At 60.9% G+C, this 12,164-nt stretch carries 9 protein-coding genes and 1 other RNA gene; 3 read left to right on the forward strand and 7 right to left on the reverse strand.

The features are described 5' to 3' along the window. The first annotated feature begins 28 nt into the window (after nt 1–28). Nucleotides 29–1,003, forward strand: a complete 975-nt coding sequence (locus tag ACILSR_RS11740) for a hypothetical protein (protein WP_395749960.1) — start codon at nt 29–31, stop codon at nt 1,001–1,003. Between the two features lie 85 nt (nt 1,004–1,088). Here ACILSR_RS11740 and rnpB read toward each other — a convergent pair. Next, nucleotides 1,089–1,513: RNase P RNA component class A (gene rnpB, locus ACILSR_RS11745), an RNA gene on the reverse strand. Between the two features lie 109 nt (nt 1,514–1,622). On the opposite strand from rnpB, the gene ACILSR_RS11750 reads away from it, so the two are divergent. Then, nucleotides 1,623–2,072, forward strand: coding sequence for a hypothetical protein (locus ACILSR_RS11750; RefSeq protein ID WP_395749961.1), 450 nt, complete (start codon nt 1,623–1,625; stop codon nt 2,070–2,072). Between the two features lie 75 nt (nt 2,073–2,147). On the opposite strand, the gene ACILSR_RS11755 is transcribed toward ACILSR_RS11750, so the two are convergent. The 6 genes from ACILSR_RS11755 to gcvT all read right to left on the reverse strand — a co-directional run bounded on the left by ACILSR_RS11755 (nt 2,148) and on the right by gcvT (nt 9,753). Continuing rightward, nucleotides 2,148–2,618 (reverse strand): DUF3828 domain-containing protein, encoded by a 471-nt coding sequence (locus ACILSR_RS11755; RefSeq protein WP_395749962.1) that lies wholly within the window; start codon nt 2,616–2,618, stop codon nt 2,148–2,150. 44 nt (nt 2,619–2,662) lie between these two features. Then, nucleotides 2,663–4,198, reverse strand: a complete 1,536-nt coding sequence (locus ACILSR_RS11760) for a sulfatase (protein ID WP_395749963.1) — start codon at nt 4,196–4,198, stop codon at nt 2,663–2,665. Between the two features lie 245 nt (nt 4,199–4,443). After that, complete coding sequence (gcvP, locus tag ACILSR_RS11765) at nt 4,444–7,272, reverse strand: aminomethyl-transferring glycine dehydrogenase (RefSeq protein ID WP_395749964.1); 2,829 nt, start codon at nt 7,270–7,272, stop codon at nt 4,444–4,446. Nucleotides 7,273–7,326: 54 nt separating this feature from the next. After that, nucleotides 7,327–8,151 (reverse strand): aspartyl/asparaginyl beta-hydroxylase domain-containing protein, encoded by an 825-nt coding sequence (locus ACILSR_RS11770; protein WP_395749965.1) that lies wholly within the window; start codon nt 8,149–8,151, stop codon nt 7,327–7,329. An 84-nt stretch (nt 8,152–8,235) separates the two neighbouring features. Next, on the reverse strand, nt 8,236–8,616 hold the full coding sequence (gcvH, locus tag ACILSR_RS11775) for a glycine cleavage system protein GcvH (protein ID WP_395749966.1): 381 nt from the start codon (nt 8,614–8,616) through the stop codon (nt 8,236–8,238). 21 nt (nt 8,617–8,637) lie between these two features. Beyond that, entirely contained in the window at nt 8,638–9,753 is a 1,116-nt protein-coding gene (gene gcvT / locus ACILSR_RS11780) for a glycine cleavage system aminomethyltransferase GcvT (protein WP_395749967.1), read from the reverse strand. Between the two features lie 143 nt (nt 9,754–9,896). On the opposite strand from gcvT, the gene ACILSR_RS11785 reads away from it, so the two are divergent. Further along, nucleotides 9,897–12,023 carry a M3 family metallopeptidase gene (locus tag ACILSR_RS11785; protein ID WP_395749968.1) on the forward strand — a complete coding sequence of 709 codons (2,127 nt, stop codon included), beginning with the start codon at nt 9,897–9,899 and terminating at the stop codon, nt 12,021–12,023. Nucleotides 12,024–12,164: the final 141 nt, after the last annotated feature.

A 12,164-nucleotide genomic window follows, 5' to 3' on the forward strand; every position in this document is an offset into this window, starting at 1 on the left:
AGAACAATCATGTTTTCCATAACTAATCATGCCTGCTCTCGAAATCAGCGCCTACCCCGACACTGCCGCCGCACGGGCAGAGCTGGTGGCGTTTTTGGCGCAGCATCTGCCGCCACCACCTGGCCACACCTGGGAGGAACGCATGCGCTTCTGGTGGGATGAAAACCCCGCTGCAGCGGTCAACCCGGAACGCGGGCGCTGGGTACACGCCAACGGGCGTCTGGTGGCCTATGGGGGCTCCATCCCTGCCCTTCACACTTGGCAGACCAGCCCCTGCCCAACGATTTACAGCACGACTTTTTGCGTGGATCCTCAGTTTCCCAAAGCCGCAGCCTTGGTCTTCCTGCAGCAGCGGGAAGTGGCGGAGCACTGCATGATCGCTCACACCACCCCCAATCCCCGCGTGCAGACTGCCTTGTTCAAGCTCGGCGCACGGGCAGAGCAGACGGTGACACGTCACTTTTTCCCTGCGGGAGCAGCCTCCCGGCTGCGCGGACGCTCCTGGTGGCCTGCCCTGCCGCAGGACAAGCGGCTGATCACCGATCCCGCCGAAGTCACCGCCATCACTCGCGGCTACCAGCGTGCTGATCGCATCGAAAAGTGGATCACCCCGGAATACCTGCGTTGGTATTGCCGCTCTTTGACCCGCACGCATCACTTCCTCGGCCTCGTGGATGGCAGCGGCACCCTCAGCTCCTACCTGCTGGTCACCTGCCGCCTCACCCGCGGGCTGCCGGCATGGGATGTAGTGGAGAGCTTCACCGCCAGCGATGACCAGTGCGAGCTGCACGCCCTCACCGGACTGCTGGTCAAAGAACCCCGCATCCTCCCCGGCGGTGCCTGGCTCGTCACCGGCGCCAAATTTCCCGCGGACCACAGCTGGGACGCCACCCCGTCCCTCTTCCGCCGCACCCAGCGGGTCTGCCACTTCTTCCTCTTTCCCACCGCCCTGCGCGAGGCCCCCAAGCACACCATCATGGCCGAAGGCGATCTCGGCCTATAAGTCACTATCCAGCATCTAGAATCTAGCATCCAGGATTCAGCATCTAACAAAGGCGAAGGCGCCGGGATCTCTCCCGACGCCTTCATTGTGGATCGGCCCTCATAAGCCGGATTCTGTGTCCCCGATGCCCTTCGGCACCTGGCTGTGATCATTTATCTGTCAGGCTGAGCGACCAGCCTGCCCCTGCTTGCGCAGTGGTGCGACTATTACCCGGAGCTATCCATCCCTTGCGGGACTTGCGGCCAGGCGGGCCGTTTCTCCTGTTCTGTCTTGCACCGCATGAGGTTTGTCGTGCCCCCTTCCTCGCGGTTGGGGCGGTGGGCTCTTACCCCGCCGTTTCACCCTTGCCCGCGCTTTCACGCAGGCGGTTTGTTTTCTGTGACACTTTCTGTGACCGCGGCTTGCACCGCAGCCCCCACGCTTTCACGTGGCATGCTGCCCTGTGGTGTCCGGACTTTCCTCTGGCATCGCACCTTGCGGCAAAATACCAGCGATCACTCCGACCGACCCGCCCTTAGAGTACAGCCATCAGAGCAAAGGGCAAGCCGCGCCTTGGCAGAAGAAGTCATGCAACTTTCCTCCGGTCCCGCTGTTTCTGCAGCCGAACCCCATCTTACCCATGAAACTGCTGCCAGCTTTCCTCCTCGCCCTTGCGGTCAGTGCTTCACTGATTCGCGCCGAAGACGCTCCCAAAGGCCCCGGCGGCGGCAAGGGCCGCGAAATGATGAAGGAGATGCTGCTCCAGAAGTTTGATGCCAATAAAAACGGCACCCTCGACCCCGATGAAAAAGCCGCAGCCATGAAAGCCATGCAGGAGCGCAAGGGTGGCACCCCCAAGGGCGGCGAAGCCGGCAAAGACGGTGGTCCCATGCAGGCCATGCTCCTGCAAAAATTCGACGCCAACAAGAACGGCGTCCTTGATCCCGAAGAGCGCGAAGCCGCCATGAAAGCCATGCAGGACCGCAAAGGCAAATCTGGCGGCATCCCCGGTGCCGGCCCTCCCGCCTCCGAAGGTGGCAGCAAATTCCGCCGCCCACCGGAAGCGCCGAAGGAAGGAAGTTCGAAGTGATGTAGCCACTCTTGCCCGCAGCGAACGGCCTGTGGCTCTCGCCTCGCAGTCAGTAGCACCTGCATCACTTCCGGCTCACTTCCCCACACTCTCCTTCAGAAGCTTCAGCATCGCCCACTCGGCATACTGAATGTCGCTGATTTTCCACGCCCCTTCCTTCTGCACGCAGTGGAAGGTGATACGGGTCTTCTTGTCGAAATTCAAAAAAGTGACCTGCACCGTCGCCTTGCCATCTTCGGACTTCCCCGGATGAATCATGAAGTCCTTGATCTCCATGTCCTGGGCGTCATAAAGCGGATCGCCATCGATCGCGCCGACTTCATCTTTGGATGTGATGGCATCTTTCCAGATCAGATCTCCCAGTTCTTTGGTGAAGTAGTGGTCCACCAGCGCCCGGTTCTTGGTCTGGAAAAACGGCGAGGCTTTTTTCTTCTCCGCCTTGTAAAGCTCGGCCACGAGCGCCTCCGGCGTGCTGGCCGCTTTGTCAGCAGCGTGCAGATTCAGACCAAGGCAGAAGAACAGCAGGAGCAGAGCCAGTGGGCGCATGCAGCTCTTATCGCCGCAAACGCTCCAAAGTCGAGTTCCCCATCTCACTCATCCGCGTCTTTCTTGCCCTTCTTGGGTGCCTCCGGCAGCGGGATGCCCCTCTGCTTTGCCTCCCATTCCGCATAGCCCTTCTTGCTGCGGTTGCCGAGGTACTTGTACGTGTCAAAGATCGCCTCATGGCCCAGCACACGCGGATCTTTTTCCTCCTTCAGGATGCCCTCCATCTTCGTGCGCAGTTCCTTCTTCTTGGCGGCAAACTCGGGAAGCTTGGCCAGATTTCTCAGACACTCCGGATCTTTCACGATGTCATAGAGCTCCTCCTCCGGCCGGTAGTTGAACGCCAGATCATAAAACAGCCCCTTGTTCTCCACGATCCATGACTTCGTCGGGCCATCATCGCAGTTGCCGTAGCCGGTCTCAGGGTTGCACGCGGGCCAGCGTTCCGGGTGGTAGTTGTGGCTGTAGAAAAACTCCGGCGTGCGGATGGCACGCACCGGATACCCCCAGTCATTCGGCCTGCCGATGTCATGCCTCTCTTTGCCTGCGAGCATGACCTTCCTGTCTTCCACAAAGCCGCTCTTCTCGCTGCGCAAAAGATTCGCCAGGCTGCTGCCGCTCATCTGCTCATGCTTGGGCAGTCCCGCGAGTTCCAGATACGTCGGCGCAAGATCGCGAACGTTGATAAAATCCTCCACCACACGTCCCGGCTTGATTCCCTTGCCCCAGCGCATCGCCAGCGGCAGGTGGTAGCCGTCTTCATAGATCTGCCCCTTCACACGCGGAAACGGCATGCCATGGTCCGACGTCACAATGATCAAAGTGTCTTCCAGCAGACCGGCCTTCTCCAGCACCTCCATCGCACGCCCGATCTGCTTGTCACCCCACTCCACCTCGATCGCGTAATCCGCCAGATCACCACGCACGGTCGCATTGTCCGGCAGATAGCCAGGCACCTTCACATCATCGAGTTTCTTCCCCAGTCGCACACCACTGTCCAGTTCATAGCCACGGTGCGGCTCCTTGAATCCCATCCAGAAACAGAAAGGCTGCGCCTTGTCGCGCTTCGTCAGAAAAGCCTCAAGGTTGCGCGGATAGTCCGTGGTGGTGATTCCCTTCGCCGGCACCTCTTGTTTGAACTCATCAAACGCCGGCCCGGCGGGATTTCGCGTGCGTCCCTCCAGCTTGTACTCCCCTGGTCCCCAGCCCTTGCCCGTCAGGCCCACGGTGTAGCCGCTTTTTTCCAGCAGGTCCGGATACACCGCAAACTTCGGCGGGAAGATGCCGCCATGACACACCGCTTCCTCCAGCTGCCAGCTGTTGCGTCCCGTGAGGATTGTCGCCCGGCACGGACTGCACTTCGGATTGGAGGTAAACGCATTCTTGAACAGCACTCCCTCCTTCGCCACCCGGTCAAAGTTCGGCGTTTTCACCCAGTCACAGCCATACGCCCCTGCATGCTGCCAGCCCCAGTCGTCAAAAATGATGAACAGGACATTCGGACGCGGCGCATCCGCAGCCCGCAGTTGCAGGCTGGAAACAAAAGCGAGTGCGGCAAAGACAACGGACGTTGGAAATCTCATGCGCCGTGAAACGACGCAGAATGCCTCAACTTGCAGCCGCTTCTTCCACGCTCACGCAGGTGATCGTAGGATGGGCGTGGCGACAGCCCGCCCGTCTGCCAGCGTGCCGCAAGCACTGTGGCGTACGAGCATCCTCGCAGTCGGGCGGTTTGGCGGAGAGCACGTTGGAGTATCCCAACACTCTCGACGCCAAACACACCAAACCTACGACCAGAGGGATGCGCTAGGCGGGAACAAGCCTGCTCTCACCCCGCAGCCGCTTCTTCCACGCTCACGCAGGTGCAGATCAGATGGCGGTCACCATACACGTTGTCGATGCGCGACACCGGCGGCCAGTACTTGCTCTCCTGGACCCAAGGCAGCGGGAAGGCGGCGGCTTCACGCGTATACGCATGCGGCCAGTCGCTCTTCGTCACCGAGGCGGCCGTGTGCGGCGCCTGCTTGAGAGTGTTGTCCGTGGGATGATACTGGTTGCTCTCCACCCCGATCATTTCCGCGTGAATGCACTGCATCGCCTCGCAGAAGCGGTCGATCTCCGCTTTGCTTTCGCTCTCCGTTGGCTCAATCATGAGCGTACCCGTCACCGGCCAGCTCATCGTCGGCGCATGGTAGCCGAAGTCCATCAGCCGCTTCGCCACATCTTCCACCGTGACCTTGTGGAAATGGCTGAAGTCCAGGATGCACTCGTGCGCCACAAGTCCCTTGCTGCCTTTGTACAGCGTGGGGAAATTCGCTTCCAGCTTCTTCGCCACGTAGTTCGCGTTGAGGATGGCCATCTTCGTCGCGTCCACCAGCCGCGGCCCCATCATCGCAATATACATCCACGAGATGGTGCAAATGCTCGCGCTGCCCCAGGGCGCGGAGCACACCGCGCCTTCACGCTGCTCCGGCCGCCACGTGTGGTGCCCCGGCAGATGCGGCCGAAGATGCGCCGCCACAGCGATGGGACCGACACCCGGCCCCCCGCCGCCATGCGGAATGCAGAACGTCTTGTGCAGATTCAAATGGCACACGTCCGCGCCGATCCGCCCCGGCGAGGTCAGCCCCACCTGCGCGTTCATGTTCGCCCCGTCCATGTACACCTGCCCGCCATGGTCATGCACCGCACGGCAGATTTCCACGATGGACTCTTCAAACACCCCGTGCGTGGAGGGATACGTGACCATCAGCGCAGCCACCTTGTCCTTGTTCGCCTCCAGTTTCGCTTTCAAGTCATCCACGGCGATGTTGCCCTGGCTGTCGCACGTCACCGGCACCACCTTGAAACCGCACATCACCGCGCTCGCAGGGTTGGTCCCGTGCGCCGAAGTCGGGATCAGGCACACATCACGGTGGTCCTCATCACGCGCAGCATGGAAGCGCTTGATCGCCAGCAGGCCCGCGTATTCACCCTGTGAGCCCGCATTTGGCTGCAAGGACACCGCGTCAAAGCCGGTGCACTCGGCCAGCCACGCTTCCAGATCGCTGAACATTGTACGATAGCCTTCCGACTGGTCCGCAGGTGCAAACGGATGCAGCCCGCCCACCTCCGGCCAGCTCAGCGGCATCATCTCCGCCGCCGCGTTCAGCTTCATCGTGCACGATCCCAGCGGAATCATGCTGCGGTTCAGCGCGATGTCTTTCGACTCCAGACGATGCAGGTAGCGCATCATCTCCGTCTCCGAGTGGTAGGAGTTGAACACCGGATGCGTCAGAAACTCCGACTTGCGATGGTGCTGCGCCGAGCAGTGCAGCGGGTGCCTGTCATTCAGCACCGGTGGCTGCTGAGCCTTGGAAATGCCAAACGCCGTCAGCAGATTGAGCAGTTCCTCCTCTTTCACGCGCTCGTCCAGCGCAACACTCACAGTGACCGCATCCACCTTGCGCAGGTTGATGCCAAAAATCAGCGCACGCTTGATCAGGTCATCCGCATTCGGCACACGCACGCTCAGCGTGTCAAAAAAATCGTCGCTCAGCACATCCATGCCTGCGCGCAGCAGTTCCCCCGCCAGCCACACCGCCGCTCCATGCACACGCCGGGCGATCACCTTCAAACCTTCCGGACCATGATACACCGCATACATCGATGCCATCACCGCCAGCAGAACCTGCGCTGTGCAGATGTTGCTCGTCGCCTTCTCCCGGCGGATGTGCTGCTCGCGTGTTTGCAAAGAAAGGCGGTAGCCGGGTTTGCCGGAGGCATCTTTCGACACCCCGATCAGCCTTCCGGGAAGGCGGCGCTTCAGAGCATCCTTCACCGCCATGAAGGCCGCATGCGGTCCTCCGAAGCCCAGCGGCACGCCAAAGCGCTGGCTGTTCCCCACGCAGATGTCCGCACCAAATTCGCCCGGTGGCCGCAGCACTGTCAGGGCCAGCAGATCGGCGCTCACCACCAGCAGCGCACCCGCCTGATGCACTTCAGCAGCCAGCTCAGAATAATCATGAATGGTGCCGAGCGTGTCCGGATACTGCACCAGCACGGCGGCCAGCCCCTTCGTTCCGTCATGCTTCCACTTCATCACATCGCCCGTTTCCACGCGAATGCCCAGCGCCTCCATGCGTGTGCGCACCACCTCCAGATTGTGCGGATGGCATTTGTCCGAGACAAACACCCGCGACGCACCCGCCACCTGCGCCACCGCCAGGCCCAGCGCCTCGGCGCATGCGGTGCCTTCGTCCAGCAGTGAAGCATTCGCCACATCCAGCGCCGTGAGGTCGCGGATCATCGTCTGAAAATTGATCAGCGCCTCCAGTCGCCCCTGCGCGATCTCCGCCTGGTACGGCGTGTAGGCGGTGTACCAGCCCGGATTCTCCAGGATGTTCCGCTGAATGACCGGCGGCGTGAAGGTGTCATGAAATCCCAGCCCGATGAACGAGCGCAGCACCTTGTTCAGCCCCATGATCTGGCGCATCCGGCGCAGCGCCTGTTCCTCGCTCAGCGGTGGCGCCAGGTTCAGCGGCTCCCGCACGCGGATGCCTTCCGGCACCACCTGGTCGATCAGCTCATCGAGCGTTTTGAATCCGAGCGTTTGCAGCATGCTCTCCGCCTCGGCGGCGGAGGGACCAATATGACGGCGGGAAAAATTCGTGGGCATTGAAATCGTAGCGGTTTTGAGGAGGCCGCCACGGTATCAAGCCGGGGGCCGCTGTCACTTGCCAAACAGCGCCCAGAATTTTTTCTCTGACGCTTTTTGTTTGCCCTTCGCTTCACGCAAGAAAGGAGCCAGCGACGCCAGATTCAGGATCCAATGGTTGAGGAAGTTGAACGGCGGGCGCAGAGGGCGCTCAAAATCCACAAACAGCACCACACGATAGCCGTCCGTATCATTCCACACTTCATGATTATAAGTGTCGTCAAAGATTACCGCCTTGCCCTCCTCCCACGAATAGACCTGATCGGCGATGCGGATGCGGCACTGGTGGCGAGGTTCCGGCACCATCAGCCCCAGGTGCATCCGCAGCACTCCAGCCCACGGTCCGCGATGATGCGGGATGTGCTTCTGCGGCGAAAGAATCGAGAAAAATCCCGTCGTGCAGCCGGGGATCTTTTCCAGCACCTTCATCGTCTCAGGGCAGTGGCGCGCATTTTCTTCGCAATCCATCCCGACGCCCTTCAGAAAGAAGGTCTTCCACTGGTCGTCTCCCTGGATCATCCCCACTTCTTTCACGATGTCCTGAAAACTCGGCATCGCATCCCGGTACTTCATGATCGAGTCCAGCTCCGCGCGCACCTTCCGCCAGTCGGCCTCGATGTCTTTCACCCAGGGAAAATGCCTCGAGTCATAGATCGGCGGATCGCCCTGCACGGAGCAGTGCGCAATTACCGCCTCGACGACGTCTTGCAGCTTGTTGGTGATGCGCTCAATCCACCCATTCGCGGGAAAGGTGCGATGCCGGCGGTGATAGGCGTCGATCGGCTTGAGCTGGAATCCAGCAGGGACAGTGGCGATGGAAGGGGAAGCTTCGGAAGACATGGTCTGGGGACTGGGATGAGTAACGAATTCGTCACACATTGCAGCCGAAAAAATCAGCGGTAAATCATGCGCGCACCGCCCGGCTCACGCAATGTGCTTGCGGTAGGCTTCGGCGTTCATCAGCGCCTCGGTGTCGGCCGGATTCGACGCTTTGATTTTGAAGATCCACCCGGCGGCGTACGGATCACGGTTGAGCAGCCCCGGATCACTGCTGAGCGCCTCATTGATCGCCACGATCTCGCCTGCCACCGGGGCATAGATGTCGCTCGCGGCCTTCACAGACTCGATCACGCACACCTGCTGACCCGCGCTGACCTGCGCACCCACCTTCGGCGGGTCCACGAACACCACGTCGGTCAGTTCCGCCTGCGCATGATCCGTGATGCCCACCGGAGAGGGGTCCTGCGTGGGATCGATCCATTCGTGGGAGTCGCGGTAGCGGAGATTGTCGGGAACGTTGCTCATGATGAGGATGTCGGTTGAAAATTAGACGGACGGCTTGCGATAAAACGGCTTCTTTACCACCTCCGCAGGGAAACGGCGCCCGCGGATTTCGATTTCCAGCACACTGCCAATCGTGGCCGCGCTCACCGGCACATAGGCCATGCCAATGCCCGCACCCAGGCTGGGCGATTGAGTGCCGCTGCCCACTTCGCTGACGATCTCCCCGCCAAAGGCCACGGGATAATGCGGACGCGGCGGCGGCGCGGCGCCCGTCATGCGGAAGGCTGCCAGCTTGTCCGGCAGTCCGGCCGCTTTCTGCGCCACCAGCGCCTCGCGCCCGGTGAAGTCTCCCTTGTCCAGATCCACAAAAAAACCCAGCCCCGCCTGCAGCGGCGTGCGCTCTTCAGAAAGATCGTTGCCGTTCAGCGGATAGCCCATCTCCAGCCGCAGCGTATCGCGTGCGCCCAGACCGGCAGGCATGCCGCCCGCCGCCTTCACCGCATCCACGATCTTGCGGAACCACGCCTCAGCCGTCTCGATCGGCATGAAAAACTCAAAGCCTTCCTCTCCGGTGTAGCCCGTGCCGCACAGCCACATCGGCCCGCTCTCGCTCATGGTCACCAGGATCGTGTTGTGCTCGGGAAAAGATTTTGCATCGCCAAAAATCGCGGTGGCGACTTCCCGTGCCTTCGGTCCCTGAATGGCCAGACCCGCGGTGAAATCACTCGCGTTCGCCATCAGCACCTCGTCATCCTTTGTCAGCTGAGCTTCCAGGTGTGCCCAGTCCTGGTCGATGCGCGAGGCATTCACCACTAGGTAAAACTCTCGCTCGCTGGTTCGGTAGGCGATCAGGTCATCGATCACTCCGCCCCGCGCGTTCAGCAGCAGCGTGTACTGCCCCTGGCCCGGCTGCAGCTTGGCGATGTTGTTCGTCAGCACCCGGTTCAGAAACGCCTCGGCGCCCGTCCCGCTCACAATGAACTGACCCATGTGCGAGATGTCAAAGACTCCCACGCTCTGCCTCACCGCCTTGTGCTCGTCCACGATGCCCGTGTACTGCACAGGCATCTCCCATCCGGCAAAGGGCACCATGCGCGCACCCAGCTCCACATGCACGGCGTGCAGGGGGGTGCGGCGAAGGGGGGAGGAATCGGACACAGTCCGCGCATGTTGTGAAGCATGCGCGCTTTGTCAATTCGCTCGGCATTTTGAGCAAAGATCATCCCGCCAATGTCATCTTGCAGCTCCACACATTTCGTCCATACTCCGCGTCCCCACGCCCGCCAAAAAAACCTCCAACCATGGCAGCACCTTTTCTCACTCAAGACCTGCACGTCCGCTGGTCCACCCTCACTCCTGAATACATCGAACCCGACATCCGTGCCGCCCTTGAAAAAGCGCAGGCAAATCTGGATGCCGTCATCGGTCAGGACCGCGGCAAAATCACTTTCGACAGCGTCGTCTTAGGCTTGGACGAATGCACCCGGGAGCTAAATGAAGCCTGGGGCCTCGTGACCCACCTCGACTCCCTCTGCAACTCCCCAGCCCTGAGGGAGGCGCACAACAAGATGCTCCCGGAGGTCAGCTCCTTCTTCGCCAAGATCCCTCTCAATGAGGACCTGTGGGACCTCTTCGTCACCTACAGCAAGACCGAGGAGGCACGCAAGCTTCCGCCCGTGCGCAAGCGCGCCCTCGATGAAGCGATGCAGGGCTTCATCGAAGCCGGCGCCGATCTTCCACCCGAGAAAAAGAAGCGCGTCGAGGAGATCGAGGCCGAGCTCTCCAAATGCACTCAGAAGTACTCTGAGAACGTTCTCGACTCCACGAACAAGTGGGAGCTCATCATTCACGACGTCAACCAGCTCAAAGGCCTGCCTCAGACAGCGATTGACGCCGCCAAGGCAGACGCCCTGGCCAAGGGTCTCGGCACGGCCGAGCAGCCGGTCTATCGCTTCACCCTGAAGGCCCCATCCATGATTCCTGTCATGGAGTACATTGAAGACGAAGCCATCCGCCGCCAGGTTTGGGAAGGCTCCTGCACCATCGGCCGCAGCGGCGAGCACGACAACACCGCCCTCGTCTGGAATATCCTGCGCCTGCGCCATGAAAAGGCCCAGATCATGGGAAAGGCAAACTTCGCCGATCACATCCTGCACCACCGCATGGCCAAAAACGGCCAGAGCGCCTACCGTTTCATCACCGATCTCTACGAGCGCGTGCACGAGGCCTTCCAACGCGAGACCATCGAGCTCCAGGAGTTCCGCGCCGACAACGCCCACCAGACCGTTGACCTCTTCCAGCCTTGGGAAGTCGCCTTCTGGAGCGAGCGTCAGCGCAAATCGAAGTACGATTTCGATGAAGAAGAGCTGCGCCCGTTCTTCCCCATCGACAAGGTCCTCAACGGCATGTTTCAGCTCGCGGAAAAAGTCTTCGATCTCCGCATCGTCAGCCGCGAAGTCGTTTACGTCGCACCCGGCACGGAAGCCCCCGCCAATGTCAGCACCCGTCCCGGCAAGCCCGGCCCCGTGGAAGTCTGGCACCCCGAGGTGAAGTTCTATGAAGTGCGCAACGAGAAGGACGTACACATCGGCTCCTTCTACGCCGACTGGCATCCGCGTGACTCCAAGCGCGGCGGTGCCTGGATGAACTACCTCCGCATGGGCGTGCCCCCAAGCGCGAACGGCGAACGCGACCGCCGCCTGCATCTCGGCCTCATTTGTGGCAACATGACCCCGCCCGTGGATGGCAAGCCTGCGCTGCTCACCCATGACGAAGTCACCACCGTCTTCCACGAGTTCGGTCATCTCCTGCACCAGCTCTGCGGCAACGTCGAAATCCCCTCCCTCAATGGCGTCAGCGTCTATTGGGACTTCGTCGAACTGCCCTCCCAGCTCATGGAGAATTTTTGCTGGGAGCGCGAGAGCCTCGATCTCTTCGCCCGCCATCACGAAACTGGAGAGACCATCCCGCCGCGTCTCTTCAAGAAGATGCTCGCCGCCAAAAACTACCGCAGTGCCAGCGACATCATGCGCCAGCTCGCCTTTGGCAAGCTCGACCTCGATCTCCACATGCACCACGCCACCGATGAAGGTGTGGACCTCGACAAGCTCGCTCGCTCCATTCTCAAAGGCTACGTCATGGAGCTCAAAACCGAGCAGCCCACCATGGCGCGCCGCTTCGGCCACCTCTTCAGCAGCCCGGTCGGTTACGCCGCCGGCTACTACAGCTACAAGTGGGCCGAAGTGCTCGATGCAGATGCCTTCACCCGCTTCCAGCAGGAGGGCGTCCTCAATCCCGCCGTCGGCCGCGAATTCCGCGACACCATTCTCAGCAAGGGCAATTCGGAAGACCCCGCCAAACTCTTCCAGAACTTCATGGGCCGCGACCCCGACGCCATGGCCCTCCTCGCTCGTGCCGGACTCGCTTAAGCCCGGATACCGAAGTTAAAAGAAGCATCGTTTGGAGCTGAGAGCGTGGTTACTTGGAGTTGCGACACAAAAAGCACCCGACGACCATGCACCAAACGATGCAGGGGACATTGCACCCCGTTTTCAACTCCCGCCAGCTCC

The sequence above is a fragment of the Prosthecobacter sp. genome, from assembly GCF_044222565.1.
GTDB lineage: Bacteria > Verrucomicrobiota > Verrucomicrobiia > Verrucomicrobiales > Verrucomicrobiaceae > Prosthecobacter.

Coding starts and splice junctions, on each gene's coding strand:
- ACILSR_RS11740 (WP_395749960.1), top strand. CDS start 29: ATGCCTGCTCTCGAAATCAGCGCCTACCCCGACACTGCCGCCGCACGG.
- ACILSR_RS11750 (WP_395749961.1), top strand. CDS start 1,623: ATGAAACTGCTGCCAGCTTTCCTCCTCGCCCTTGCGGTCAGTGCTTCA.
- ACILSR_RS11755 (WP_395749962.1), bottom strand. CDS start 2,618: ATGCGCCCACTGGCTCTGCTCCTGCTGTTCTTCTGCCTTGGTCTGAAT.
- ACILSR_RS11760 (WP_395749963.1), bottom strand. CDS start 4,198: ATGAGATTTCCAACGTCCGTTGTCTTTGCCGCACTCGCTTTTGTTTCC.
- gcvP (WP_395749964.1), bottom strand. CDS start 7,272: ATGCCCACGAATTTTTCCCGCCGTCATATTGGTCCCTCCGCCGCCGAG.
- ACILSR_RS11770 (WP_395749965.1), bottom strand. CDS start 8,151: ATGTCTTCCGAAGCTTCCCCTTCCATCGCCACTGTCCCTGCTGGATTC.
- gcvH (WP_395749966.1), bottom strand. CDS start 8,616: ATGAGCAACGTTCCCGACAATCTCCGCTACCGCGACTCCCACGAATGG.
- ACILSR_RS11785 (WP_395749968.1), top strand. CDS start 9,897: ATGGCAGCACCTTTTCTCACTCAAGACCTGCACGTCCGCTGGTCCACC.